Genomic DNA, 25,506 nt, shown 5'->3' with positions numbered 1-25,506 from the left:
ACACGTCACAGGCGCACATCGCCCGCGTTTCGGCTGTCCGGGGCCGCGGAGAGCCGCCGGAGCCGCCAACTCCGGCCTCTTCCCGAGATCTTGTGGCGAACCCAGGGCAAGAAGCGCTTACCCCCCGATGGCCCTCGGCGGGCCGGAGAGGTGGTTTCCCGATGGGCCGAACGGGGAGTGCGAGCACATCCTCCGGTCCGACGCCGGCCGTGGTGGCACGCGAGGCCGGAGTGTCCGTGCCGACCGCGTCCAAGGTGGTCAACGGCCGCGAGGACGTGGCTCCGGAGACCCGCCGCCGGGTCATGGAGACCCTGGACCGGCTGGGCCACGTCCGCAGGCCCCGGTTCGACGCGGGGCGTGCGCCGGGCCTGGTGGACCTCGTCGTGCAGACGCTCGACACGTCCGGGGCGGGGGCGGTGCTGCCGGAGGGGAGTCGGCGGCCCACGACGCGGGGCTGGGGGTGGTGGTGTCCGCGGGGCCGACCCGGACGCGGGGCGGCCGGCCGGAGCGCGGCCGGCTCGACAAGCTGATCGCGCGCGGCTCGGCGGGGGTGCTGGGCAACCTGGCCGACCTGACGCCGCCGCGGTACTCCTGGCTGGTGGAACGCCGCATCCCGTTCGTGATGATCGACCCGGCGGTCGAACCGCCGTCCGGCGTGGTGTCGGTGGGCGCGGCGGTCGAGCGAACCGGCAGGGCGGCGTCACGGCGACCGAGCACCTGCTCGCCCTCGGCCACGAGCGGATCGCGGTCGTGGCGGGGCGGCGGCACACGGTGTGCGGCGACGCCCGGGTCGCCGGGTACCGCTCGGCGCTCGCGTCGGCGGGTATACGGCACCGCCCCGAGTACATCCGTCACACCGGCGCCGACGAGGGCGCCGCCGGCCGCCGCGTGCTGGACCCGAGCGGGGTCTGCGGGTGCCCGACGACATCAGCGGCGTCGGTTTCGGCGACCTGCCCGAGTCCCGCCGGATCGCCCCGCCGCTGACCACCGTCCGCCAGCCGGTGTCGGAGATCGCGGCGACCGCTCTCCGCCTGCTGGTCCGCATGGTGGACGGCGAACGCCCGGAGAGCACCCGCACGGAGCTGTCGACCCGACCGGTGGAACGGTCGAGCACGGCAGGTCCGTCGGTCCGGGGCCGAAAGGGCTTCCGCTGACGCGGACTCCGGCCCTATCGTCTGAGCCCGTGATCAACGACGGCGTTCCGCTGCCCCCGACGGTCTACCGGCTGGCCAAGGGGCGCGTATGGGCCATGCTGGCCGGCTCCCTGGCCTTCGTCGCTCTGGGCGTCGTTTTCCTGGTCGCCCACAGCACCGTGCAGATGTTCGTGGCCGGGGTGCTGGCCGTGCCCTTCTTCGGGCTCTGCGCGGTGATCATCGCCCAGCGCCTGTTCCGCGACCGGCCGGAGCTGGTGCTGGACGACGCGGGGGTGGACCACGTGAGCCTGGGCCGGCTCGGCTGGGACGAGATAGCCGCCGTGCGGATACGCGAACACCGGGTACGTCACACCACGCACCGGTTCATCGAGCTGGTGCTGCACGACCCGGGCGCCTATCTGGCCCGAGCGCCCAAGCTCGTCCGCCGCACCGCGGCCATGAACGTACGACTCGGCTTCGGTCCGGCCAACATGGCCACGAACACCCTGTCGGTGCCGCCCGAGGCGGTCCTGGACGCGATGCGGCGCCACCGTCCCGGACTGGCGGTACTGGACTGACCGCGCCGGCCACCCGGGCCGACCGCACGCACTGACCGTCCGCTGACCGCGAGCGGGGCAGCCGCCTGGGCGGACGCCCCCCTCACGGTCGCGGCCCGACCTCGCGTGGGCCCTCGCGTCACCTTCGCCAGAACAGGTGGTGCGTCACGCCGCTCGGGCTGGGCACGACCTCCAGGTGGAAGCGGTCGAGCAGTTCATCGGGGGACTCCCACAGCCGCAGTCCGGACCCGAGCTCCACCGGCGCGACCGCCACGTGCATGGTGTCGACGAGTCCGGCGTCGAGGAACTGCCGGACGGTGGTGACCCCGCCGCCGAGTCGGACGTCCTTGCCCCGCGCCGCTTCCCGCGCCCGTTCGAGCACCGTGGCCGGGTCGCCGTCGACGAAGTGGAACGTGGTGTCGGAGAGCGTGAACGACGGACGCTCGTGGTGAGTCATGACGAACACCGGCGTGCGGAACGGCGGCTCCTCCCCCCACCAGCCGCGCCAATCGTGGTCCTGCCAGGGCCCGCGCTGCGGCCCGAACTTGTTGCGGCCCATGATCTCGGCACCGATGTTGCGTGCGAAGTCCCGCGTGAAGTAGTCGTCGAGGCCCCGGCTCCCCCCGGAATCCGTGCGCATGGGCCAGCTCGCTGTCGCTCCGGCCCAGGAGAACAGCCGCTCGGGACGGTCGAGGCCGAACGGCAGTTCGAGACTCTGGTGCTCACCGGCACCGATTCCGTCGGTCGAGACGTTGAAATTCATGACTCTCAGCAGTTGATCCATGTGCTTCCTCGTGTCTCCTCGTCGAGCGTCGGACACCATGACGTCGAACGGGACGCGGCCGGATCGACAGCGGCCCACGACTTTCTCCCTGCCTAGGCTCTCCTTCCTCCCCGCCGTTACCCGGGAGGTAATGGCACCGGGCTGTCGGCCCCGACGAGAATGCCGGTCTCACCGCGTCAGCCGGACGCGGACGCCGGATCGGAGTGATGAGTCGTGTCCACACCCACACCCGCACCCGCACCCGCACCCGCACCCGCACCCGCACCCGCACCCGCGACCACACTCACGACCACCCGCGCCGTCGTGGAGGAGTTGCTGCGCCGGATCGGCGAGGGCGATCCGGAGCGTGTCGCCGAGATGTACGCCGAGCGGTGCGACTGGAAGCTGAACTGGCCGGAGGCCGAGCACGGCCGGACCGCCACCCCGTGGATCCGTCACCGTTCCACCCGTGCGGACGCCGCCGCCCACTACCGCGAACTCGCCGAGCACCACGAGCCCGGGCAGGCGGCGACCGAGCTGGAGCGCGTCCTCGTCGACGGCGGCGACGCGGTGGTACTCGGCGAGATCCGCCAGACCGCCCGCTCCACCGGACGCGCCTATCGCGCCCGCTTCGCCCTGCACCTCACCGTCGAAGACGGCCTGGTCACCCGGCACCACGTCTACGAGGACAGCCTCGCCGTCGCCCGGGCGTTCACCCCCGAGGGACCGGGCCGGCCTGCCTGACAGGCGTGGACGGCAGGCCGAAGAGGTGGGGGTTCAGGCCCGCGCCCTCCGTCAGCCGCGCCGCCCACCCGATGCCGCCCCGCAGGTGGGCGAGGAAGTCGGGGTCGGCGTAGGCGTCGGCGGCGTGGCCGAGCGCGGTGCAGAAGACGCGGCCCCGGCCCTGCTCCCGGCACCAGGCCGGCGGGTGGTCGCCGCCCATGCGTCCGCCCTCGTACGACGATTCGTCGGCGCGCAGCAGGATCCGTGCCGCGCCGCGCGGGTTGGAGCGGAAGTCGTACCACTCGTCGGTGAACTCCCAGACGGGGGGCAGGTGTCGGGTGGCCGGACGGCCACGCTCCGCCACGATCACCCGGCCCGGCCGGCAGTCGGGGTGCCGGTCGAACCCGGCCCCGAGGAGTCCGCCGTAGTACGGCCGGCCGTACTCCGTGCAGGCCGCCGCGTGGACCCCCGGCGAACCCGTCGCCCGCCGCCACGTACCCGGCCAGCCGCCGTCTCCCGGCCCGGGGTGAGGATGTCCCCGCTGGTGGAGAGGAACACAACGGCCGCGCACGCCTCCAACGGCCCTTCCAGAGCGGCGGGATCCTCGCTGTGCTCCACCTCGAAAACGCCCGGCGCCCGTACGGCTGCGACGGCGGCCGGAATCGAATCGTGCCGGTAGTCGGCGGTGCGCGTGTGCACCGGGAGTCGGCGCGCCAGGACACCCGAGCCTGGAGAAGGCCGGGGTCACCTCAGTTCCATGAGGATGTCGGCGCGGGCGTAGTAGTCGGCCACCGGGAGACGGTCGCGGGTGATCCTGACGAAGCCGGCTTCCTCGTACAGGTGGACGGCGGGGGCCAGCTTGTGGTTCGTGCCGAGGAACAGCCGGGCCGCACCGAGTGCCCGGGCACGGTCGATCGCTGCGGCTATGAGCCGGCGGCCGATGCCGCGGCCCTGCGCGGCGGGGGCCACGGCCATCTTCGCCAGCTCGAACACGGTGTCCGGATGGGCCAGCAGCGCGATGCATCCGACCACGGCACCGCTCTCCCACTCCCGTGCCAGGAGCACATCGCCACCCGGTCCCACGATGCGGCCGAACGGATCTCCGAGAACCGCACGGTCCGCTTCCTGGAGGGTGAACAGGCGGGAGATCCACTCCTCGTTCAGGGCACGGAACGCGTCGGCATCACTCGGTGAGGCCATCGAGGAGACCACGGCAGGAGGAGAGGGGTGCGGCATGGGGCGGGCTTCCCTTCGGATGTGGCTTCCCGCCAGCCTCCGGCCCCGCACACCCATATGTCCAATACCGGCATCGGCCCGTATCGATAACCTGGAGATATGGATCAGCGCGTCGAGCTCCGCCACCTGCGGTACTTCCTGGCCGTGGCCGAGGAACTCCACTTCGGCCGTGCCGCGCAGCGGCTGAACATCGCTCAGCCCGCCCTTTCCCAGCAGATCAGGCAGCTCGAGAAGGCGGTCGGTGTGGAGCTGTTCCGGCGGACCTCTCGAAGCGTCCGTCTCACGGACGCGGGAGCCGCGTTCCAGCCCCGGGCGAGGGACCTGCTGGGCCGTCTGGCGGCCGACCTCGACGAGGCCGGCCGGGTCGGCCGCGGCGAGGCCGGCCGCCTGGACGTCGCCTTCATCACCTCCGCCACCGCCATCGTCAGCGAACGGCTCCGTGAATTCGCCCGCTGCCGCCCGGACGTCCAGGTCAGACTCCACGACGGCTTCACCGTCGATGTCCTGGCGGCGCTGGAGCGCGGCACCGCGGACATCGGGATCGTGCGGGACGCCGAGAAACGGGACGACATCGACCTCTCCCTGCTGGCGACGGAACGGTTCGTCGCCGTCGTCCCCGCGGACCACCCCGCCGCGACGGCCGATCGTACGGACCCGGCGGCACTGGCCGCTGACCCGCTGATCCTTTTCCCGCGTTCGGCGGGAGCCCGGGCGTTCGACGTGAACACACGGCCGTTGCGGGACGCCGGCGCCGACGTCCGGGTCGCGCAGGAGTGCTCGAACTGGCACACCATCGTCATGCTCGTCGCCGCCGGCCTCGGCGTCACCATCGCCCCCCGCAGCGTCACGACGCTGCTCCCCGCGGGCGCCCGACGTCTCGAACTCGACGGGCCTCCCACCAGGAGCCGTATCTTCCTGGCCACCCGCCGAGGAGACGACCGTCCCCTCGTCCAGGCCTTCAAGGCGGCATCCGAGTCCGTGGCAGGCCGCCAATAGGTCAGACGGATGCCGTCCTGCCCTGGTGGGGCATGCTCCAGCCTTCGGCGAGTCGCGACGGGTGGACGTTGTGTCCGCCGCCGAAGAACTCGCAGAACTTCATGATCAGCGGGTCCCATCCGATCGGGTCCACGTAATGCGTCCCCGGGATGACCAGGTCTTCCTCGACGTGCGCGCGCAGGACCTCGACCTGGAAGGCGGTGGCGTACGGAGCGGGGGCGCCGAAGGGGTGGGCCGCGACGACCCTGCACTCCAGCTGGACCGGGCATTCCGCGACCCGCGGGGCCCGGACCAGGTCCGATGCCTGCTCGGTCAGCCCCGCGGCCGCGAACTTGTCCGGCACGTACCGGTAGCCCTGCTTCACCTTGTGATCCGGCACCACCCGCTTCCCGGTGGTGAGCGCGATCCGGTCGACGGCGTCGACCATCGCCGACGAGGGCAGGTTGAGCACGCATTCACCGTCCCGCAGCAGGTTCGCCGTGGTCTGGCCACTGTTGCCGAGCCCGAGCATGCAGGACTGGCCCAGCCACCACGCGGACGACATCGGCGCGAGGTTCGCCGTGCCGTCTTCGTTGCGGGAACTGATCAACACCACCGGAGTACCGAAGTAGAGGACCTTGAGGCCGGGGACGACATGCATGAGACGCGCCTTTCGCAGAGAGCCGGACGACGGACCCGCGATGGGGAACACGAGCCGTGCCCGACTCTCCCCGTAGCGGGACCACCTTCGCTGGCGGCAACGCGACATCGCGTTACGGCGGCGCGGACCCTGCCTGCGGGCAAGGGGAAGTGAGCGGCGGAGGCCCCCTGTTATGGTGCGCCCGTGTCATCGATCAAGCAGTTCCAGGTCACCTTCGACTGCGCGGACCCCGAGCGCGTCGCTCGCTTCTGGTGCGAGGTGCTGGGGTACGTCGTATCGCCCCCGCCGACGGGGTTCGCCACGTGGGCGGATTTCAACCGCTCCCGGTTTCCCGAGGACGAGGGTTCATGGCTCGCCTGCGGTGACCCCTCGGGTGCGGGCCCGCGACTGTTCTTCCAGCGCGTCCCCGAGGGCAAGGTCGTCAAGAACCGGGTGCATCTCGACGTGCGGGTCGGCACCGGGCTCGTGGGTGAGGAGCGCCTGGCCGCGCTCGAAGCCGAGTGCGCACGGCTGCTCCCGCTCGGCGCGGTACGCGTGCGGCTGCTGTACGACGGCACCGATTCGTGCATCGTGATGCAGGACGTCGAGGGCAACGAGTTCTGCCTCGACTGAGCGCCCGTCCCCCGGGGACGTGCGTCGGAGGGACGATCCCGCTCGGGAGCGTAGTCTCGGGAGCGTAGTCTCGATGGCGATGAACGCCATCCCCGCACGGCTGGACCATCTCGTCCTCGCGACCCCCGATCTGGCGTCGACCGTCGCCGACTTCGCCCGGCGCACCGGTGTGGAGCCCGCTCCCGGGGGTGCGCACGTCGGCCTGGGTACCCGCAACCACCTCGTCTCACTGGGCGGTTCGCGCTACCTGGAGATCATCGGCCCGGATCCCGCGCAGGGCGGGCACACCGGGCCCCGCCCGTTCGGCGCGGACGCGCTGCCCGCCGCGCGCACCGTGACCTGGGCCGTCAGCCCACCCGACCTCGATGCCGCGGTCACCGCCGCCCGCGCCCGCGGCTACGACCCCGGATCCGTCCGGCCGATGAGCCGCCGCCGCCCCGACGGCACCCTGCTCCGATGGCGCCTCACCGACGGCGACACCCAGCACCCCTCCGGCCTCGTGCCCTTCCTCATCGACTGGGGCTCCGCCGTCCACCCCACGGCCACCGGCCTGCCCGTCACACCGCTGCTCCGCCTGTCGGCCACCGCCCCCGACCCCGACGAGATCCGGCCGCTGCTGGCCGCCGTGGACGCCGAACTCGACCTCGCGGAAGGACCGGTGGGGATCACCTTCACCGTGGACACGCCCCGGGGACCGGTCACCTTCCGTTGACCGACCCAGCCGTCGGGGTGTCCGTTTCCTTCAAGACCGCGGGTGGGCGCGGTGCCTACCGTGGCCGCATGACTCCACGATTCGCTGTGATCGGCCTGGTCGTCTCGGACCTGGCCGCGTCTCTCGCCTTCTACCGCCGCCTCGGGCTCGAGTTCCCCGAGGGCTCCGAGGAGCAGCCGCACGTCGAGGCCGAGCTGCCCGGCGGGCTGCGGCTCGCGTTGGACACCGAGGAGACCGTTCGGTCCTTCCACGCCGGGTGGGAACCGCCGACCGGTGGCGGGCGGGTGTCGCTCGCCTTCCGGTGCGGGTCGCCCGCGGAGGTGGACGCCTTGTACGAGGACCTGGTCGGCGCGGGTCACCACGGGGAACTCAAGCCGTGGGACGCGGTCTGGGGGATGCGGTACGCGGTGGTGCACGACCCCGACGGCAACGGCGTCGATCTGCTGGCCGAGCTACCGGCGGCGCAGTAGCTCACGGAGGGGCAGGCCCGCCAGAGCCTTCACGTCCCGCGCCAGGTGCGCCTGGTCGGCGAAGCCGGCCAGGGCCGCGGTCCGGGCGAGGGGCACGCCGTCGCGGGCGAGGCGGAGCGCCCGCTGCAGGCGCAGCACGCGGGCCAGCGTCTTCGGGCCGTAGCCGAACGCGGTCAGGGCGCGGCGGTGCAGGCGGCGTGCACCGAGGCCCAGCGCGTCGGCGGTCGCGCCGACGGGGCGGCCCGCGTCGAGGGCGGTGACCAGCCGCCGCAGCAGCGGGTCGGGCGGCCCGGCGGCCGCGGCGAGCGACAGGGCCGCTTCCTCCAGACCGCGTGCCGGGTCGGCGGCGGCGTTCACCAGGTCGGTGAGGCCACGGGTCCGCGCGGCCGGCCACAGGTCGGCGAGGTCCACGCGGCGGTCGCGCAGCTCGTGCGCGGGGACGCCGAGCAGCGCGGGCGCGGTCCCGGGGTAGAAGCGGACGCCCGCCCAGCGCGTGCCCGGGACGCCCTCGACGGCGTACGCGCGGGTGTCGGGTCCGGCGATCAGGAGCCGGCCCTCGTGCCAGAGCAGGTCCATGCAGCCGTCGGGCAGCACGCGGGCCGCCCCGTCGCCGGGCCCCACGTCCGGCCGCACGCTCGGCCGCACGTCCGGCCGCGCGGTCGGCCGCGCGCTCGGCGCCGTGTCCGGCGGCACGCTCGGCCCCGCGTCCGGCCCCGCGTCCGGCCCCGCGGTCGGCCCCGCGTCCGGCCGCACGCTCGGCCCCACGTCCGGCCCCGCGGTCGGCCCCGCGTCCGGCCGCACGCTCGGCCCCACGTCCGGCCCCGCGTCCGGCCCCACGTCCGGCCCCGCGTTCGTCCACACGCTCTTCCACAGGACGGCGCCGGGCAGCCGGCACGGTCTCTCCGCGTACACGTGCGCCAGGCTACGCCGCCGGGCGGGCGGTGCGTCCGGTGCGCGCCGCGGACCGGCTACGGGCCCTCGTGCTTGTGCGGGTGCGGGTGCGGGTGCGGCGGGTGGGTGCTCTTGACGTGGGTGCGCAGGCGGGAGGTCACGTCCTCCGGGGGCAGGAAGCGCGACCAGCGTTCCGGGAACTCCGAGGGCATGTCCGGGTCGTCCGGGTCGGGCTCGTAGCCCGCGGCGGCGCGGGCCGCCTGCTCGGCGAGCTGCGCCTCCCGCAGCCGCTCGTTCGCCGCGCGCGCCGCGGCGGTGGCGGCGGCCGGCCACACCCGGTCGATCGCGGCGTTCACCGCCGCGCCGACCAGCACGGCGAACGCGGACACACCGATCCACAGCAGCACGGCCACGGCCGCGGCGAGGGAGCCGTAGATCGTGGCGCCCTCGATGGTGTGGGTGATGTAGATGCGCAGCAGGAAGCTGCCCAGCACCCACATGGCGAGGGCGACCAGGGCGCCGGGCACGTCCTCGATCCAGGGGGAGCGCACGGGCACGGACACGTGGTAGAGCGTCGTCAGGAAGACGATGGACAGCACGATCACCACGGGCCAGTACAGGACCTGCACCAGCGTCTCCGACCACGGCACGATCCGCACCACCGCGTCGGGGCCCGCGACCATCAGCGGCAGCGCGACCGAGCCGATCAGCAGCGCCACGATGAACAGCAGGAACGACATCACCCGGGTCTTGACGATGCCGCGGACGCCGTCGAGGCCGTACATCACCGTGATGGTGTCGACGAAGACGTTCACCGCGCGGGAACCGGACCACAGGGCGAACAGGAAGCCCACCGAGATGACGTCGGGTCTGCCGCCCTTGACCACGTCGTGCAGGATCGGCTCGGCGATCTCGGTGACACCCTTGTCCGACAGGACGGTGCGGGACGCCTCCAGGAGGTTGTTCTCCAGGCTGGTGATGGTGTCGGTGCCGGTCCAGGAGTCGACGTAGCCGAGCAGCCCGATAAGGCTGAGCAGCAGCGGCGGCACGGACAGCAGGGTGAAGAAGGCGGCCTCGGCCGCGAGCCCGAGGATGCGGTACTCCATGCAGGAGTTCACGGTGTCCTTCAGCAGCAGCCAGGCCGTCCTCCGTTTGGAGACGTTCCGGTAGAGGGCGCGCGCCCGGTGGAGACGACCGGAGGGCCTCTGCGGGGGTTCACTTGCCTGCTGCACAAACCAAAGGTATCCGCCCTGACCAGGTGCACTCATCCCCTGTCGGCCGGGTAGGTTCACAGACATGGCAGGCAGCACGCACACCGTGACCAACCAGCCCCCGCCCCTGTCCGGCTACGACGTCTACACCGCCGACCGCGCCCTGACCGCGGCCGTCGAACGGCACCTCGACCCCGCCCTGCTCGGGGAAGCCCGCGGCGAGCTGGCCGCGCTCGGCCGGTCGGCCGGCTCCGCTCAGGTGCAGGAGTGGGGGGCCCAGGCGAACGAGAACCCGCCCCGGCTGCGCACCCACGACCGCTACGGCCACCGCGTCGACGAGGTCGACTTCCATCCGGCCTGGCACCGCCTGCTCGGCAAGGGCGTCGGGGCCGGGCTGACCGCGGCCTGGGTCCGGCCGGGCGGCCATGTGCGCCGGGCCGCCGCCTTCCTGGTGTGGACGCAGGTGGAGGCCGGCAACCTGTGCCCGTTGTCGATGACGCACGCGGCCGTGCCCGCCCTGCGTGCCGAGCCCGCGCTCGCCGCCGAGTGGGAGCCGCGGCTGACGTCCATGATCTACGACCGCGAGCTGAGGCCCGCCCGCCTGAAGGCCGGGGCGCTGTTCGGGATGGGCATGACGGAGAAACAGGGCGGCAGCGACGTGCGCGCCAACACCACCGCCGCGCGGCCGCTGGCCGAGGCCGGGACCTACGAGCTGACCGGGCACAAGTGGTTCTGCTCGGCGCCCATGTCGGACGGGTTCCTGGTGCTCGCGCAGGCGCCGGAGGGCCTGACCTGCTTCCTCGTCCCGCGGGTCCTGGAGGACGGCGCCCGCAACCCGTTCCTGCTCCAGCGGCTGAAGGACAAGCTCGGCAACCGTTCGAACGCCTCCGGCGAGGTGGAGTTCGACGGGACCTGGGCCCGCCGGGTGGGCGAGGAGGGGCGCGGGGTGCGCACCATCATCGACATGGTGGCGGCGACCCGGCTGGACTGCGTACTCGGCTCGGCGGGTCTGATGCGGCAGGCGGTGGCCCAGGCGGTGCACCACTGCTCGCACCGCGAGGCGTTCGGCGGCCGGCTCGCCGACAAGCCGCTGATGCGCAACGTGCTGGCCGACCTGGCGGTCGAGTCCGAGGCGGCGACCACCCTCGCGCTCAGGCTCGCGGCCGCCTGCGACGACGGCGGCGAGCAGGAGCGGGCGCTGCTGCGGATCGCGGTGCCGGCCGCGAAGTACTGGGTGACCAAGCGCTGCGCTCCGCTGGTGGTCGAGGCGGCCGAGTGCCTGGGCGGCAACGGGTACGTGGAGGAGTCCGGGCTGCCCCGGCTGGTACGCGAGTCGCCGCTGAACTCGGTCTGGGAGGGCGCGGGCAACGTACAGGCGCTGGACGTGCTGCGGGTGCTGCAACGGGAGCCGCGGGCCCTGGACGCCTTCCTGCGGGAGGTGGGGACGGCGCGCGGCGCCGATCACCGGCTCGACAAGGCGATCAAAGACCTGCTGACCGAACTCGCCGACCTGGACGGCATCGAGGGACGGGCCCGGCGGCTGACCGAGCGGCTCGCGCTGGTGCTGCAGGGCTCACTGCTGGTCCGGTTCGCGCCGCCGGAGGTGGCGGACGCGTTCTGCGCCGGCCGGCTGGGCGGCGACGGCGGCGCGGCCTTCGGGACGCTGCCGCACACCCTGGACCTGGCGTCGGTCGTGGAACGGGCGCGTCCGGTGTCCTGACCGGGTGGTCCCGCCGTACGGGGAGTGGTCCGGAGTACCGGAGTCGTCCGCGGCGCGGGGCCCGTCTGCGGGGCGGGCGGCGGTGCGGGGCCGGGCGGCGGCGCGGGGGTGGTGCTGCGCCGACACGGCACCACCCCCGCCCATCGGCCTGTTCGAGGCCGCGAACGCCGCTCGGGACGGCGTGGCTCAAGTCTCGACCGGGCCCGCAGCCGTTCACCAGGGTTGCAAGGGGTTGCAACTTGCTGCTGTCTGTATGCGGACTGTGCGCGTCCGGCGACGACACCCGGGCACCATGAGACGGACAGCCGGAACGGGCTGTAGGCTCCCGCCGCCGGAACGACGCGGGAACCGGGGTCCCGAGCGTTTCTCGCAGGAGGGTCATCAGTGGCGCTGTCGCCGACGGATGTGACGCAGCTCGCCGCGGTCGACGCGGCACGTGCGGCGCGGGTGCTGAGCGAGGTCCGCTCCGCCGCGATCTCCGGGCAGCGGGCCCCCGTCCCGCCGCGGCCGGTGATCGGGCAGTCCTGGGCCCGGATGATGCGCCGGGGCGTCGATCCCGAGCGCGACCGCCGGTCGGGGCTGCTGTCCCCGGAGGAGGTGCGGCGGCGGCGGGAGTCCACGGCGCTGCGACACGTCATGCCGGTGCTCAGGGAAGGGCTGGTGTCGGTCGCCGACGCCGCCCACCACATCATGGTGGTCGCCGACGACGAGGGACGGGTGCTGTGGCGGGAGGGCAGCGCGCCGGTGCTGCGCAAGGCCGACGGGCTCGGTTTCGAAGTGGGCGCCGACTGGGGCGAGGGGGTCGTCGGCACCAACGGCATCGGCACCCCGGCGGTGGTGCGCCGGCCGGTGCAGGTGTTCGCCGCCGAGCACTTCGTGCGCTCCCTGACCACCTGGACCTGTACCGGCGCCCCGATCACGGACCCGCGCGACGGTCGCCTGATCGGCGTCGTGGACATCAGCGGGCCGCTGGAGACGATGCATCCGGCCACGCTGGCCTGGGTCGACTCGGTGGCCAAGCTGGCCGAGGCGCGGCTGCGCGAGCTGCACCTGGCCTCGCTGGAGCGGCTGCGGTCGGTGGCGGCGCCGCTGCTGGCCAGAATGGGCGGCCGGGCGGTGGCGGTGGACCAGGACGGCTGGACGGCCGCGGTGACCGGGATGCCGTACACGAACCGGATCGCGCTCCCCAGGTCCCTGTCGCCGGGGCGCCGGTGGCTGCCTCCGCTCGGCCTGTGCTCGGTGGAGCCGCTGGCCGGGGGCTGGCTGATCGGGGCCGTGGACGGGGACGGGCCTGCTCCGTGGGGTGCCACCCAGGTCGTGCTCGACCTCGCCCAGCCGCGCCGCTGGTCGGTGACGGTGACCGGCGGCGCGGGCTCCTGGAGCCGTGAACTGAGTCCGCGGCACGCCGAGTTGCTGTACCTGCTCGCCCTCGACCCGGCGGGCCGCAGCGCGGCTTCGCTGGCCGAGGACGTGTTCGGCGACCCGGCCCGGACGGTGACCGTCCGCGCGGAGATGTCCCGGGTGCGCCGCTACCTCGGAGCGCTGCTGGAGCATCGGCCGTATCGTTTCTGCGAGGACGCGGAGGTGCAACTGGTGCTCCCCGGCGACCCGCTGGACCTGCTCCCCCACTCCACCGCCCGCACGATCGCCCGCCACCGCACGACCGCCCCGGCCCCCACCGCCTGACACCCGCACCGCCTGGCTCCCGCACCGCCTGACACCCGCACCGCCTCGCACCGCGACGACACCGGCCGGCGCGGGCCGGCGGGCCGTCCCACGGGCGGGTGAACCGGCGCGGCACGCCGGGCCGCCCCACGGGCGCGCCGCCGCGCGGGCCGATCGGGCCCGCCGTTCCCGCGGCGGCCGCGGAGGGCGGTGTCCCTCCTCCCCGCCGCCCCGCGACCACGGCGACCGGCGACCGGCGACCGGCGACCGGCGACCGGCGACCGGCGACCGGCGACCGGCGACCGGCGACCGGCGAGCGTACGACGACCGCGAGCGCACGACGACCACGACGACCACGGCGACCGACGCCCGCGAGCGCACGACGACCACGGCGACCGACGACCGCGAGCGCACGACGACCACGGCGACCGACGACCACGGGCACACGACGACCACGGCGACCGGCAACGGCGCGGCACGGCGACCAGCGCCGACACGGCGACCGGCGACGGCGCGGCGCGGCGCCCAGCGCGGAAGGGTGACCGTCCCGGCCGTCGCGGGTCAAGAGTTCCGCGCAATTGCGGGGTCTTCGTCCGCGAGCGGTACCGGCTGCCGTAGCATCGTGCCTCGGGCCACCCCAGCTGCTCCTGGAGCAACGTACGGATCAACGGGCGCAGTTGGCCCGTCTCGGGAGGTTCGATGAAGCAGCGTGGCAGGCACCGCAGGCGCAAGCGCGGCACAGCGCTGCGCGCTTTCCTGGCCGGGACCGCCCTCGCGCTCACCGCCGCCGCCACCATGATCAGCGCCTCGCAGGCCACGGTCTCGCACGATCCGGGCGCCCTCAGACCGCTGGCGGCGTCCACCGGACCGCGCCTGACGGAGCACCTCGTGCCGCGGCGCACGCTCGACCGGCTCGCCTCCGCGATGGGCAGGCCCGTCGGCGTGCGCGCCGTCCTCGACGACGCCGACCGGGCCCTGCGCTCCGCGGACGACTGTACGTCCGAGGAGCGCACGGCCCTGCCCGTCGAACCGGCGGCCACCCGCGCGTACTGCTGGGACGCCGCCGACACGCGCGGCTGGCGGGCCGGCGCGGTGACCAGCTCCGGGGACGCGGACGACGACGGTCACTGGGGTGCGGACCGGGTGCTGCTGTCCGGCTGGTCGCACGACACCGGCCGCGCGGAGCGACCCGGCGTCGCACGGGTCGCCTTCGTCGACGCCGGCGACCCCGACCACCTCACCTACGCCTGGGCGCTGCTGGCGGTCCCGACGGACGGCGGCCGCGACTACCGGGGCCTGGCCTCCCCCGTCACCGGCATGGTCTGGTACCAGGGCAAGCTGCTGGTCACCGCCGTCGACGGCGTCTACGTCTACGACATGCACCGCATCCAGCGGGCCACCGTCGACGGCGGCACGGCCGGCCGGGTGCGCGGCGGCTGGTCGGCGTACGGAGCCCGGTACGTGCTGCCCGCCGTGGGCTCCTACCGGCCCACCGGCGCGGCCGGTGCCGCGGGCGCCCTGCGCGGCGCCGCCCTCGCCCTCGACCGCAGCACCGCGCCCGACAGCCTGGTCGCCGGCGAGCGGGTGCCCGCGGGCAGCGACCGCGCCACACGCCTGTGGCGCTACGCCTTCAGCACGGCCCAGGACCGCGCCGGGCTGCTGGCCACCGACGGCACCGGCCGGGCGGACGTGGACCAGGCCTACGAGACGAAGGAGACCGGCGTCCGGGGCGTACTGGCGTACCGTTCCGCCTGGTTCCTCAGCCGGGGCGCCGACAGCCCGGACGGGCACGGCACGCTGTGGCGGCAGGACACCGACGGCGCGAAGGCCACCCGGTGCGGCTCCGACGAGAGCCGGCACTGCTGGAGTCCGCAGGCCGGCCCCCTGTCCTACTGGGCGGAGACCGGCGAGCTGTGGTCCCAGTCGGGACGGGTCCTGTTCGCCCTGCCGCTGACCTCCGTCGACGGATCCCTGGGCTGACAGGGCCCGTCCGTTCCTCCGCAGCCTCCGTCGGCGACGGAGGCTGCGGAGGAACCGGCGGGGCCGGGGGTCAGCTCTTGAGCGTGCCTCGGTACCCGACCGGACCCTCATCGGGGAACTGCGCCGTCCCCTGGAACCGGGAACCGCCGTCGAAGAACGTGACGCTGCCGTTCCCCATGGGGCCCGACCACGAGATCTGGGTTCCCTCGGCGGGAGGCGCGTCGACGATCTGTTTGCGGTTGATGATGTCGAGACGCAGGTCGGTATCCGCGTGCCACTGCCCTTCCGCGCCACCCCACTGGATCTCGGTGCTGTACGTGGCCATGTCTCCTCCGTATGTCGGCCGGGCACACGAAACGACGCCCGGTGGTCGAATGCTGATCCGGCGAGAGAGCCGGGAATCCTCGGGACATCGCCCGGGCACTTCCGTCAGTGCGCAGGGCGCCCCTCGGCGCCTGGCGCGGCGCCCTGCCCTCATTCAATACCGGAGCCGCACCCGGCGCATCTCAGCTCGTCCCGCACCCCGATGCGCTCGTTCGCCGGCCGACCGCGGTCAGCTCCGGCCGGCCGGGTCAGCAGGCTGCGCGCGAGACGAAGGGCCGTGCTGCTTGATGTGTTCGACGGCCGTGAGGCGCAACGGGGGGCCGTGGTGCGGTGGTTCGGGCGGATGGCGTTCCGCGTTCCTGCGGTGCCCGGTCAGGGCCTCGGACTCGAAGCCGCTCCGCCCCGGGGGAAGCGGCCACTCCGGCCCGGCCGTCGCCGCCCGCTCCCCCGCCGGGGACGAATCGACAGATCCCCGGAACGGATGGTTCCCTGGCGGGCATGACCACCATGCCCGTGACCACCTGGTCCCTGGAGCAGACCGCCCCGACGGACCTGCTCCCCGCCGCGGTCCCCGACGGGGACGTCCGTATCGTCCGCTCCGAGGTCCCCTGCCCCGAGTTCAGCCGCTTCCTGTACGCCTCCGTCGGCGGCGACATCCGCTGGACCGACCGCCTCGGCTGGACGTACGCCCGGTGGGAGCAGCAGCTCGGCCTGCCGGGCGTGGAGACGTGGGTGGCCTACGACCGGGGCACCCCGGCGGGCTACGTGGAGCTGGAGCCGCAGGACGACGGGGTCGTGGAGATCGCCTACTTCGGCCTGATCCCCGCCTTCCGGGGCCGCCGCATCGGCGGTCACCTCCTGTCCCACGGCGCCGCGCGCGCGTGGGACCTCGCCGACCGCTGGCCGGGGCTCGCGCACACCAAGCGGGTGTGGCTGCACACCTGCAGCAAGGACGGCGAGCACGCCATGGACAACTACCTGCGCCGCGGATTCCGGCTGTTCGACACCAAGGTCGAGGAGGAGCCGGAGGTGGCCGCCCCCGGCCCGTGGCCCGGCGCCTTCACCGGCTGACCTGCGCGTACACAGGCCGTTTCCCAGCCATGTGACCAGCGACACCCTTGTCCCGCAGTGCGAGACAAGGGTGTCCGCATGATGGATAAAGCTGGACTGTGTCCAGATCTCCATGCCAGGCTTCCGTCATGCCTGGAACTGGAATTGCCTTGGTGAGTCGGCGGCACGTCGACCTCGGCCGCATGTCCAGCGCCATCTGTCCGGCGAGCTGACAGCCCCAGCACCGCCCGACTTCCCCGGATCTCACCGGGTCTCAACGGAGTTCTCCGACCTCGTCGGCGCATCGTCGCGCCGACGGCGCACACGTATGCCCATGCGCGTGTATGCGCAGATCAGAGCCGCTTTCCCGCCTGTCCCGAAGGACGTGTCAACCATGGCCGCCACCCCACAGAACCCTGCCGCCGCGCCTGTCCGCCGCAAGGTGAGCCGTCACCGCGGTGAGGGTCAGTGGGCCGCCGGGCACCACACCCCGCTCAACGGCAACGAGCAGTTCAAGAGGGACGACGACGGTCTCAATGTGCGGACACGCATTGAGACGATCTACTCCAAGCGGGGGTTCGACTCGATCGATCCCAACGACCTGCGTGGGCGCATGCGTTGGTGGGGCCTGTACACCCAGCGCAAGCCCGGGATCGACGGCGGCAAGACCGCGGTCCTGGAGCCGGAGGAGCTGGACGACGAGTACTTCATGCTGCGCGTGCGCATCGACGGCGGCGCTCTGACCACGCAGCAGCTGCGTGTCATCGGCGAGGTCTCGCAGGAGTTCGCGCGCGGCACCGCCGACATCACCGACCGGCAGAACGTCCAGTACCACTGGATCCGCATCGAGGACGTCCCCGAGATCTGGAACCGGCTGGAGGGCGTGGGCCTGTCCACGGTCACCGCCTGCGGCGACACCCCGCGCGTGATGATCGGCTCCCCCGTCGCCGGCATCGCCGAGGACGAGATCATCGACGGCACGCCCGCGCTGGAGGAGATGAAGCGCCGCGTGCTGGGCAACAAGGCGTACTCGAACCTGCCGCGGAAGTTCAAGACGGCCATCTCCGGCTCGCCCGTGCTGGACGTGGTCCACGAGATCAACGACGTGGCGTTCGTCGGCGTACTCCACCCCGAGCACGGCCCCGGCTTCGACCTGTGGGTCGGCGGCGGCCTGTCCACCAACCCCAAACTGGGCGTTCGGCTGGGCACTTGGGTGGCGCTGGAGGACGTCCCGGACGTCTACGAGGGCGTGCTGTCCATCTTCCGCGACTACGGTTACCGGCGGCTGCGCAACCGCGCCCGCCTCAAGTTCCTGGTCGCCGACTGGGGGCCGGAGAAGTTCCGCCGGGTGCTGGAGGACGAGTACCTGCACCGCAGGCTGACCGACGGTCCCGCCCCCGAGCAGCCCCTCCAGCAGTGGCGCGACCACATCGGCGTGCACCGGCAGAAGGACGGCCGCTACTACGTCGGCTTCGCCCCGCGCGTCGGCCGCGTCGACGGCGCCACCCTGACGAAGGTCGCCGACCTCGCCGAGGCGCACGGCTCCGGCCGGGTCCGCACCACCGTCGAGCAGAAGATGATCGTCCTCGACGTCGAGCAGGAGCAGGTCGACTCGCTCGTCGAGGGCCTGGAGGCGCTGGACCTCACCGCCCGGCCGTCCTCCTTCCGGCGCGGCACCATGGCCTGCACCGGCATCGAGTTCTGCAAGCTCGCCATCGTCGAGACCAAGCAGCGCGGCAGCTCGCTGATCGACGAACTGGAGCGCCGCCTCCCGGAGTTCGACCAGCCCATCACCATCAACCTCAACGGCTGCCCGAACGCCTGCGCCCGTATCCAGGTGGCGGACATCGGTCTCAAGGGCCAGCTCGTCCTCGACGACAAGGGCGAGCAGGTCGAGGGTTACCAGGTGCACCTCGGCGGCGCGCTCGGCCTGGAGGCCGGGTTCGGCCGGAAGGTGCGCGGCCTGAAGGTCACCGCCGACGAACTGCCGGACTACATCGAGCGCGTGCTGAAGCGGTTCCAGGCCGAACGCGAGGACGGCGAGCGCTTCGCCGCCTGGGCCGCCCGCGCTTCCGAGGAGGCACTGTCGTGAGCGAGCGGGCCGCACCGTTCTACTGCCCCTACTGCGGCGACGAGGACCTCCGCCCGAACGAAGAGAGCCACGGGGCCTGGGAGTGCGCGGCGTGCAACCGGGCCTTCCGGCTGAAGTTCCTCGGGCTGCTCGCCCGGGGCCTCCAGCACGACGACGCAGGGGGAGAGCGGACATGACGACGATTCAGGAAGACCCGACGGCAGAGGACTTGAAGGCGCTGGCCGAGCAGGCGGGCCGGGACCTGGAGGACGCCTCCGCGCTGGAGATCCTCCAGTGGGCCGCCGAGAACTTCGGCAAGCGCTTCTGCGTGACCTCCTCGATGGAGGACGCGGTGGTCGCCCACCTCGCCTCCCGCGCCCTGCCCGGCGTGGACGTCGTGTTCCTCGACACCGGCTACCACTTCCCGGAGACCATCGGCACCCGCGACGCGGTCGAGGCCGTGATGGACGTCGACGTCATCACGATCACGCCGCGGCAGACGGTCGCCGAACAGGACGCCGAGTACGGCCCGAAGCTGCACGACCGCGACCCCGACCTGTGCTGCGAGCTGCGCAAGGTGCGGCCGCTGGAGGAGGGCCTGCGCGGCTACCTGGCGTGGGCGACCGGTCTGCGCCGCGACGAGTCCCCGACCCGCGCGAACACTCCGGTCGTCGGCTGGGACGAGAAGCGGCGGAAGGTCAAGATCTCCCCGATCGCCCGCTGGACCCAGGACGACGTGGACGCCTACGTCGCCGAACACGGCGTCCTCACCAACCCGCTGCTGATGGACGGTTACGCCTCCGTCGGCTGCGCGCCCTGCACCCGCCGGGTCCTGGCGGGCGAGGACGCGCGGGCCGGCCGTTGGGCCGGCCGTGCCAAGACGGAGTGCGGGCTGCACGCATGACGACGACCACCGAGACCCAGGAGAACCACGTGACCACCGGAGCCACCGTCTGGCTCACGGGTCTGCCGAGCGCCGGCAAGACCACCATCGCGTACGAGCTGGCCGCCCGGCTGCGCGAGGAGGGCCACCGCGTCGAGGTGCTGGACGGCGACGAGATCCGCGAGTTCATCTCGGCGGGCCTCGGCTTCAGCCGCGAGGACCGGCACACCAACGTGCAGCGCATCGGCTTCGTCGCCGAACTCCTCGCCCGCAACGGCGTGAAGGCGCTCGTCCCGGTGATCGCACCGTACGCCGACAGCCGCGAAGCCGTCCGCAAGCGCCACCAGGACAGCGGGGCGCCGTACGTCGAGGTGCACGTGGCGACCCCGGTCGAGGTGTGCTCCGTCCGTGACGTGAAGGGCCTGTACGCCAAGCAGGCGGCCGGCGAACTGTCCGGTCTCACCGGGGTCGACGACCCCTACGAGGAGCCGGAGACGCCCGACCTGCGCATCGAGTCGCAGCACCAGACCGTCCAGGAGTCCGCGGCCGCGGTGCACGCGCTGCTCACCGAAAGGGGACTGGCATGACGACGACCGTCGCCACCGTGGCGGAGGACACGGACAGCCCGTACGCGCTCTCCCACCTCGACGCGCTGGAGTCCGAGGCGGTGCACATCTTCCGGGAGGTGGCGGGCGAGTTCGAGCGGCCGGTGATCCTGTTCTCCGGCGGCAAGGACTCCATCGTCATGCTGCACCTGGCGCTGAAGGCGTTCGCGCCGGCGCCGGTGCCGTTCTCGCTGCTGCACGTGGACACCGGGCACAACTTCCCCGAGGTGCTGGAGTACCGGGACCGCACGGTCACCCGGCACAACCTGCGGCTGCACGTGGCGTCCGTGCAGGAATACATCGACCGGGGTGTCCTCAAGGAGCGCCCCGACGGCACCCGCAACCCGCTGCAGACGCTGCCGCTGACGGAGAAGATCCAGGGCGAGCGGTTCGACGCGGTCTTCGGCGGCGGGCGCCGCGACGAGGAGAAGGCCCGCGCCAAGGAGCGGGTGTTCTCGCTGCGCGACGAGTTCTCCCAGTGGGACCCGCGCCGCCAGCGCCCCGAGCTGTGGAACCTCTACAACGGCCGCCACGCGCCCGGCGAGCACGTCCGCGTCTTCCCGCTGTCCAACTGGACCGAGCTGGACGTGTGGCAGTACATCGCCCGCGAGGGCATCGAGCTGCCGGAGATCTACTTCGCCCACGAGCGCGAGGTGTTCCGGCGGGCCGGCATGTGGCTGACGGCCGGCGAGTGGGGCGGGCCGAAGGCGGGCGAGACCGTGGAGAAGCGGCGGGTGCGCTACCGCACGGTCGGTGACATGTCCTGCACCGGCGCCGTCGACTCGGACGCGACCACGCTGGACGCCGTGATCGCCGAGATCGCCGCCTCCCGGCTGACCGAGCGCGGCGCCACCCGCGCCGACGACAAGCTCTCCGAGGCCGCGATGGAAGACCGCAAGCGCGAGGGGTACTTCTAATCATGAGCACGATCACGACCGAGGAACTCTCGGCCACCACGCTGCTGCGGTTCGCCACCGCCGGCTCCGTCGACGACGGCAAGTCCACGCTCGTCGGACGGCTGCTGCACGACTCCAAGTCGATCCTCACCGACCAGCTGGAGGCCGTGGAGCGCGCCTCCGCGAGCCGCGGCCAGGACGGTCCCGACCTGGCGCTGCTGACGGACGGCCTGCGCGCCGAGCGCGAGCAGGGCATCACCATCGACGTCGCCTACCGCTACTTCGCCACCGCGCGCCGCCGGTTCATCCTCGCCGACACCCCCGGGCACGTGCAGTACACCCGCAACATGGTCACCGGCGCCTCCACCGCCGAGCTGACGGTGATCCTGGTCGACGCCCGCAACGGCGTCGTCGAGCAGACCCGCCGGCACGCCGCGATCGCCGCGCTGCTGCGCGTCCCGCACGTCGTCCTCGCCGTCAACAAGATGGACCTGGTCGACCACCGGGAGCCGGTGTTCGCCGCGATCGCCGAGGAGTTCACGGCGTACGCGACCGAGCTGGGCGTCCCGGAGGTCACCGCGATCCCGATCTCCGCGCTCGCCGGGGACAACGTCGTGGAGCCGTCCTCGAACATGGACTGGTACGGCGGCCCGACCGTGCTGGAGCACCTGGAGACGGTCCCGGTCAGCCACGACCTCAGCCACTGCCACGCCCGGCTGCCCGTGCAGTACGTGATCCGGCCGCAGACCGCCGAGCACCCCGACTACCGCGGCTACGCGGGCCAGATCGCCGCCGGTTCCTTCCGGGTCGGCGAGCGGGTCACCGTGCTGCCCTCGGGCCGCACCTCGCGGGTCTCCGGCATCGACCTGCTGGGCAGGCCGGTCGACGTCGCCTGGACCACCCAGTCGGTGACCCTCCTGCTGGAGGACGACATCGACATCTCGCGCGGCGACCTGATCGTGCCCACCAAGGACGCCCCGCCGACCACGCAGGACATCGAGGCGACCGTCTGCCACGTCGCCGACGCCCCGCTGACCGTCGGCCACCGGGTGCTGCTCAAGCACGGCACCCGCACGGTCAAGGCGATCGTCAAGGACATCCCGTCCCGGCTCACCCTCGACGACCTGTCGCTGCACCCGCACCCGGGGCGGCTCGTCGCCAACGACATCGGCCGGGTCAAGATCCGCACCGCCGAGCCGCTGCCGGTCGACTCCTACGCCGACTCCCGCCGCACCGGCTCGTTCATCCTGATCGACCCCAGCGACGGCACCACCCTCACCGCCGGCATGGTCGGCGAGTCGTTCGCCTCTCCGGAGCCCGTCAAGGACGAGCCCGAGGACGACGGGTGGGACTTCTGACATGACGGCCACCGACTACTGGTCCACGTTCGCCAAGGAGGGCGGCCGCGTCGGCAGCGGCGACCTCGGCAGCGGGCAGGGCGGAGTGACGCGATGTGTGCGCTGACGTACGCGCACCGCACGCGCGCCCGCACCCCCCACCGCCGTAGACGCAGACCTGCCGACCTCCCGGCCACGACCTGAGGTACGTGACCGCCGGGCCGACGAGAGGAACCCCTCCCGTGCCTGCCACCCATGCCGTCCGCCGCCGCTTCGCGGTCATGGCCGTCCTCCCCCTGCTCGCCCTCGCCGCCTGCGGCTACGGGTCCCAGGCCAAGGACGACGACACCGCGAAGGTCGCCGCCGGCGCCGAGAAGACCGACGGCCTCGACTCCGTCAGGATCGGCTACTTCGGCAACCTGACCCACGCCACCGCACTGGTCGGCCGCCGGCAGGGCATCTTCCAGAAGGAACTCGGCGCCACCAAGGCCGAATACGCCACCTTCAACGCCGGCCCGTCCGAGATCGAGGCCCTCAACTCCGGCTCCATCGACATCGGCTGGATCGGCCCGTCCCCGGCGATCAACGGCTGGACCAAGTCGAACGGCAAGAGCCTGAGGATCATCGGCGGTTCGGCGTCCGGCGGCGTGAAGCTGGTCGTGAACCCGAAGAAGGTCACGTCCCTGAAGGACGTCAAGGGCAAGAAGATCGCCACCCCGCAGCTGGGCAACACGCAGGACGTGGCGTTCCTCAACTGGATCGCCGACCAGGGCTGGAAGGTCGACGCGCAGAGCGGCAAGGGCGACGTCACGGTCGTCCGCAGCGACAACAAGGTGACGCCGGACGCGTTCGAGGCCGGTTCCGTCGACGGCGCCTGGGTGCCGGAGCCGACCGCGTCGAAGCTGGTCGCCGAGGGCGGCAAGGTGCTGCTGGACGAGGCGACGCTGTGGCCGGACAAGAAGTTCGTGATCACCAACATCATCGTGCGGCAGAGCTTCCTCGAGAAGCACCCGAAGGCCGTCGAGGCGGTCCTGAAGGCGTCGGTCGAGACCAACAAGTGGATCGCCGCCAACCCGGACAAGGCGAAGGCCGCGGCGAACAAGCAGCTGGAGGCCGACTCCGGCAAGGCCCTCCCGGCCGCCGTCCTCGACCCGGCGTGGGAGTCGATCCGGATCACCGACGACCCGCTGGCCGCCACCCTGAACACCGAGGCGGCGCACGCGGTCAAGGCCGGCCTGCTGGAGAAGCCCGACCTGAAGGGCATCTACGACCTCACGCTCCTGAACAAGGTCCTGAAGGCCGAGGGCGCGAGCACGGTCGACGACGCCGGTCTCGGCACCGGCTGAGGCAAGTCCGATGAGTATCCAGGAGGTGACGACCATGGCCACGACCACGACCCTCGTCAAGGCCGACGAGACCGTCGACCACGCGGCGCGCCTTGAGCACGTCTCGAAGTCCTTCACGGGGCCGGGCGGGCAGCAGCTGGTCCTGGACGACATCAGCATCGATGTCGCGCCGGGCGAGTTCGTCACCCTCCTGGGTGCCTCGGGCTGCGGCAAGTCCACGCTGCTGAACCTGGTGGCGGGCCTCGACGAGCCGACCGCCGGCACCATCACGACGGACGGCCGTCCGGCGCTGATGTTCCAGGAGCACGCCCTCTTCCCGTGGCTGACCGCGGGCAAGAACATCGAACTCGCCCTGAAGCTCAGGGGAGTTCCCAAGCCCGAGCGGCGCGGCAGGGCCGAGGAGCTGCTCGAACTCGTCCGGCTCAAGGGCGCCTACGGCAAGCGCGTGCACGAACTGTCGGGCGGCATGCGGCAGCGGGTGGCGATGGCCCGCGCGCTGGCCCAGGAGAGCAGCCTGCTGCTGATGGACGAGCCGTTCGCGGCGCTGGACGCCATCACCCGGGACGTGCTGCACGACGAACTGACCCGCATCTGGCAGGAGACCGGGCTGTCGGTCCTGTTCGTCACGCACAACGTGCGCGAGGCGGTACGGCTCGCCCAGCGCGTCGTGCTGCTGTCGTCCCGGCCGGGCCGCATCGCCCGCGAGTGGCGCGTCGGCATCCCGCAGCCGCGCCGCATCGAGGACGCTCCCGTGGCGGAACTGTCCCTCGAGATCACCGAAGTACTGCGTGGGGAGATCCGCCGCCATGGCCAGCACTGAGACGACGACGGCCCAGGACACCGGCAGCGTCGAGGCGGGCCTCGACGCGCTGGAGACCACGGCCACCGGCCGGACCCCGCTGCGGCAGACCGTCGTCGACAAGATCGTGCCGCCGGTCGTCGCGATCGCGGTGGTCCTGGTGGCCTGGCAGTTCCTCTTCGGCATCGTCGACGACCCCAGCAGGCTGCCCTCCCCCTCCGCCGTGGGCGGCCAGTTCGAGCAGGCCTGGCTGGAGGGCACGCTGCTCGGCTACATCTGGACCAGCGTCTCGCGCGGCCTGCTGGGCTTCTTCTTCGCGCTGCTGATCGGCACCCCGCTGGGGCTGCTGGTGGCGCGGGTGAAGTTCGTGCGGGCGGCGCTCGGGCCGATCCTGTCCGGGCTGCAGTCGCTGCCGTCCGTGGCGTGGGTACCGCCGACCGTGATCTGGCTGGGCCTGAACAACTCGATGATGTACGCGGTGATCCTGCTCGGCGCGGTGCCGTCCATCGCCAACGGCCTGGTGTCGGGTGTCGACCAGGTGCCGCCGCTGTTCCTGCGGGCGGGCCGCACCATGGGCGCCACGGGCGTGAAGGGCACCTGGCACATCACCCTGCCGGCCGCGCTGCCCGGCTATGTGGCGGGCCTGAAGCAGGGGTGGGCGTTCTCGTGGCGCTCGCTGATGGCCGCGGAGATCATCGCCTCCTTCCCCGATCTCGGCGTCGGACTGGGCCAGTTGCTGGAGAACGGCCGCAACGCCAGCGACATGGCGATGGTGTTCGAGGCGATCCTGCTCATCCTGTTCGTCGGCATCGCCATCGACCTGCTCGTCTTCAGCCCGCTGGAGCGGTGGGTGCTGCGCAGCCGCGGCCTGCTGGTGAAGGGCTGA

General features: G+C 72.7%; 27 protein-coding genes and 2 pseudogenes. 22 read left to right on the top strand and 7 right to left on the bottom strand.

The annotated features are described in order from the left end of the window. Positions 1-236 precede the first annotated feature (236 nt). The 3 genes and pseudogenes from VKA29_RS37015 (at position 237) to VKA29_RS17815 (ending at position 1,711) form a co-directional block, all read left to right on the top strand. Positions 237-530 carry a hypothetical protein gene (locus tag VKA29_RS37015; protein ID WP_420718514.1) on the top strand — a complete coding sequence of 98 codons (294 nt, stop codon included), beginning with the start codon at positions 237-239 and terminating at the stop codon, positions 528-530. 220 nt (positions 531-750) lie between these two features. Continuing rightward, a pseudogene (locus tag VKA29_RS37010) lies at positions 751-1,154 on the top strand (substrate-binding domain-containing protein). A 29-nt stretch (positions 1,155-1,183) separates the two neighbouring features. Further along, positions 1,184-1,711: an STM3941 family protein gene (locus tag VKA29_RS17815; RefSeq protein WP_324786823.1), complete on the top strand. Its 528-nt coding sequence runs from the start codon at positions 1,184-1,186 to the stop codon at positions 1,709-1,711. 118 nt (positions 1,712-1,829) lie between these two features. Here the strand turns inward: VKA29_RS17815 and VKA29_RS17810 are convergent, their stop codons facing one another. Further along, a complete protein-coding gene (locus VKA29_RS17810) occupies positions 1,830-2,474 on the bottom strand; it encodes a dihydrofolate reductase family protein (protein ID WP_324786822.1) in 645 nt (214 codons plus the stop codon). A 303-nt stretch (positions 2,475-2,777) separates the two neighbouring features. Between VKA29_RS17810 and VKA29_RS17805 the strand changes: the two genes are divergently transcribed. Further along, positions 2,778-3,197 carry a nuclear transport factor 2 family protein gene (locus VKA29_RS17805; RefSeq protein WP_324786989.1) on the top strand — a complete coding sequence of 140 codons (420 nt, stop codon included), beginning with the start codon at positions 2,778-2,780 and terminating at the stop codon, positions 3,195-3,197. A gap of 58 nt (positions 3,198-3,255) precedes the next feature. On the opposite strand, the pseudogene VKA29_RS17800 reads toward VKA29_RS17805, so the two are convergent. After that, positions 3,256-3,893 (bottom strand): annotated as a pseudogene (locus VKA29_RS17800) (ThuA domain-containing protein); the annotation flags it as partial. A gap of 27 nt (positions 3,894-3,920) precedes the next feature. Then, the gene (locus VKA29_RS17795; protein ID WP_324786821.1) at positions 3,921-4,412 is read right to left on the bottom strand and encodes a GNAT family N-acetyltransferase; all 492 of its coding nucleotides are present in this window, start codon (positions 4,410-4,412) and stop codon (positions 3,921-3,923) included. Between the two features lie 99 nt (positions 4,413-4,511). Here VKA29_RS17795 and VKA29_RS17790 point away from each other — a divergent pair, with 99 nt between their 5' ends. Beyond that, complete coding sequence (locus VKA29_RS17790) at positions 4,512-5,408, top strand: LysR family transcriptional regulator (protein ID WP_324786820.1); 897 nt, start codon at positions 4,512-4,514, stop codon at positions 5,406-5,408. Between the two features lies 1 nt (position 5,409). Here VKA29_RS17790 and VKA29_RS17785 read toward each other — a convergent pair whose 3' ends face one another. After that, a complete protein-coding gene (locus VKA29_RS17785; RefSeq protein WP_324786819.1) occupies positions 5,410-6,048 on the bottom strand; it encodes a flavin reductase family protein in 639 nt (212 codons plus the stop codon). Positions 6,049-6,231: 183 nt separating this feature from the next. On the opposite strand from VKA29_RS17785, the gene VKA29_RS17780 reads away from it, so the two are divergent. From VKA29_RS17780 to VKA29_RS17770, 3 genes are all read left to right on the top strand, one after another. Continuing rightward, entirely contained in the window at positions 6,232-6,660 is a 429-nt protein-coding gene (locus VKA29_RS17780; protein ID WP_324786818.1) for a VOC family protein, read from the top strand. A 79-nt stretch (positions 6,661-6,739) separates the two neighbouring features. Then, a complete protein-coding gene (locus VKA29_RS17775) occupies positions 6,740-7,372 on the top strand; it encodes a VOC family protein (RefSeq protein ID WP_324786817.1) in 633 nt (210 codons plus the stop codon). Between the two features lie 68 nt (positions 7,373-7,440). Continuing rightward, positions 7,441-7,842, top strand: coding sequence for a VOC family protein (locus VKA29_RS17770; protein WP_324786816.1), 402 nt, complete (start codon positions 7,441-7,443; stop codon positions 7,840-7,842). Here the strand turns inward: VKA29_RS17770 and VKA29_RS17765 are convergent. Together VKA29_RS17765 and VKA29_RS17760 are read right to left on the bottom strand one after the other, a co-directional pair. Continuing rightward, positions 7,825-8,487, bottom strand: a complete 663-nt coding sequence (locus VKA29_RS17765) for a DUF6597 domain-containing transcriptional factor (RefSeq protein WP_324786988.1) — start codon at positions 8,485-8,487, stop codon at positions 7,825-7,827. The two genes, VKA29_RS17770 and VKA29_RS17765, sit on opposite strands and share 18 nt — an antisense overlap. Positions 8,488-8,810: 323 nt before the next feature. Next, positions 8,811-9,965 carry a YihY/virulence factor BrkB family protein gene (locus tag VKA29_RS17760; protein ID WP_324786815.1) on the bottom strand — a complete coding sequence of 385 codons (1,155 nt, stop codon included), beginning with the start codon at positions 9,963-9,965 and terminating at the stop codon, positions 8,811-8,813. A 64-nt stretch (positions 9,966-10,029) separates the two neighbouring features. On the opposite strand from VKA29_RS17760, the gene VKA29_RS17755 reads away from it, so the two are divergent. From VKA29_RS17755 to VKA29_RS17745, 3 genes are all read left to right on the top strand, one after another. Beyond that, the gene (locus tag VKA29_RS17755) at positions 10,030-11,664 is read left to right on the top strand and encodes an acyl-CoA dehydrogenase family protein (RefSeq protein WP_324786814.1); all 1,635 of its coding nucleotides are present in this window, start codon (positions 10,030-10,032) and stop codon (positions 11,662-11,664) included. Positions 11,665-12,048: 384 nt separating this feature from the next. Then, entirely contained in the window at positions 12,049-13,350 is a 1,302-nt protein-coding gene (locus tag VKA29_RS17750; protein WP_324786813.1) for a helix-turn-helix domain-containing protein, read from the top strand. Positions 13,351-14,028: 678 nt separating this feature from the next. Beyond that, positions 14,029-15,309, top strand: a complete 1,281-nt coding sequence (locus VKA29_RS17745; protein WP_324786812.1) for a hypothetical protein — start codon at positions 14,029-14,031, stop codon at positions 15,307-15,309. 70 nt (positions 15,310-15,379) lie between these two features. Here VKA29_RS17745 and VKA29_RS17740 read toward each other — a convergent pair whose 3' ends face one another. Continuing rightward, positions 15,380-15,634 carry a hypothetical protein gene (locus tag VKA29_RS17740; RefSeq protein ID WP_324786811.1) on the bottom strand — a complete coding sequence of 85 codons (255 nt, stop codon included), beginning with the start codon at positions 15,632-15,634 and terminating at the stop codon, positions 15,380-15,382. A gap of 497 nt (positions 15,635-16,131) precedes the next feature. On the opposite strand from VKA29_RS17740, the gene VKA29_RS17735 reads away from it, so the two are divergent. The 11 genes from VKA29_RS17735 to VKA29_RS17685 all read left to right on the top strand — a co-directional run bounded on the left by VKA29_RS17735 (position 16,132) and on the right by VKA29_RS17685 (position 25,506). Then, positions 16,132-16,704, top strand: coding sequence for a GNAT family N-acetyltransferase (locus tag VKA29_RS17735; RefSeq protein WP_324786810.1), 573 nt, complete (start codon positions 16,132-16,134; stop codon positions 16,702-16,704). Between the two features lie 128 nt (positions 16,705-16,832). After that, positions 16,833-16,916, top strand: coding sequence for a putative leader peptide (locus tag VKA29_RS17730; protein WP_310739661.1), 84 nt, complete (start codon positions 16,833-16,835; stop codon positions 16,914-16,916). A gap of 161 nt (positions 16,917-17,077) precedes the next feature. Continuing rightward, on the top strand, positions 17,078-18,775 hold the full coding sequence (locus VKA29_RS17725) for a nitrite/sulfite reductase (RefSeq protein ID WP_324786809.1): 1,698 nt from the start codon (positions 17,078-17,080) through the stop codon (positions 18,773-18,775). Continuing rightward, a complete protein-coding gene (locus tag VKA29_RS17720) occupies positions 18,772-18,951 on the top strand; it encodes a hypothetical protein (protein WP_324786808.1) in 180 nt (59 codons plus the stop codon). Before VKA29_RS17725 ends, VKA29_RS17720 begins: the two co-directional genes overlap by 4 nt. After that, positions 18,948-19,658 (top strand): phosphoadenylyl-sulfate reductase, encoded by a 711-nt coding sequence (locus tag VKA29_RS17715; protein ID WP_324786807.1) that lies wholly within the window; start codon positions 18,948-18,950, stop codon positions 19,656-19,658. Before VKA29_RS17720 ends, VKA29_RS17715 begins: the two co-directional genes overlap by 4 nt. After that, positions 19,655-20,224, top strand: a complete 570-nt coding sequence (gene cysC, locus VKA29_RS17710) for an adenylyl-sulfate kinase (protein ID WP_324786806.1) — start codon at positions 19,655-19,657, stop codon at positions 20,222-20,224. The genes VKA29_RS17715 and cysC overlap by 4 nt, the downstream gene beginning before the upstream one ends. After that, positions 20,221-21,159, top strand: coding sequence for a sulfate adenylyltransferase subunit CysD (gene cysD / locus VKA29_RS17705; RefSeq protein WP_324786805.1), 939 nt, complete (start codon positions 20,221-20,223; stop codon positions 21,157-21,159). The genes cysC and cysD overlap by 4 nt, the downstream gene beginning before the upstream one ends. 2 nt (positions 21,160-21,161) lie before the next feature. Continuing rightward, positions 21,162-22,496, top strand: coding sequence for a sulfate adenylyltransferase subunit 1 (locus VKA29_RS17700; RefSeq protein WP_324786804.1), 1,335 nt, complete (start codon positions 21,162-21,164; stop codon positions 22,494-22,496). Positions 22,497-22,717: 221 nt separating this feature from the next. Next, entirely contained in the window at positions 22,718-23,821 is a 1,104-nt protein-coding gene (locus VKA29_RS17695; RefSeq protein WP_324786802.1) for an aliphatic sulfonate ABC transporter substrate-binding protein, read from the top strand. A gap of 10 nt (positions 23,822-23,831) precedes the next feature. Continuing rightward, the gene (locus VKA29_RS17690) at positions 23,832-24,641 is read left to right on the top strand and encodes an ABC transporter ATP-binding protein (RefSeq protein ID WP_324786800.1); all 810 of its coding nucleotides are present in this window, start codon (positions 23,832-23,834) and stop codon (positions 24,639-24,641) included. After that, positions 24,628-25,506, top strand: a complete 879-nt coding sequence (locus VKA29_RS17685; protein WP_324786799.1) for an ABC transporter permease — start codon at positions 24,628-24,630, stop codon at positions 25,504-25,506. Before VKA29_RS17690 ends, VKA29_RS17685 begins: the two co-directional genes overlap by 14 nt.

The sequence above is a fragment of the Streptomyces sp. H51 genome, from assembly GCF_035656535.1.
In the GTDB taxonomy this organism is placed as follows: Bacteria; Actinomycetota; Actinomycetes; order Streptomycetales; family Streptomycetaceae; genus Streptomyces.
This window is presented reverse-complemented; position numbering and strand designations above follow the sequence as displayed.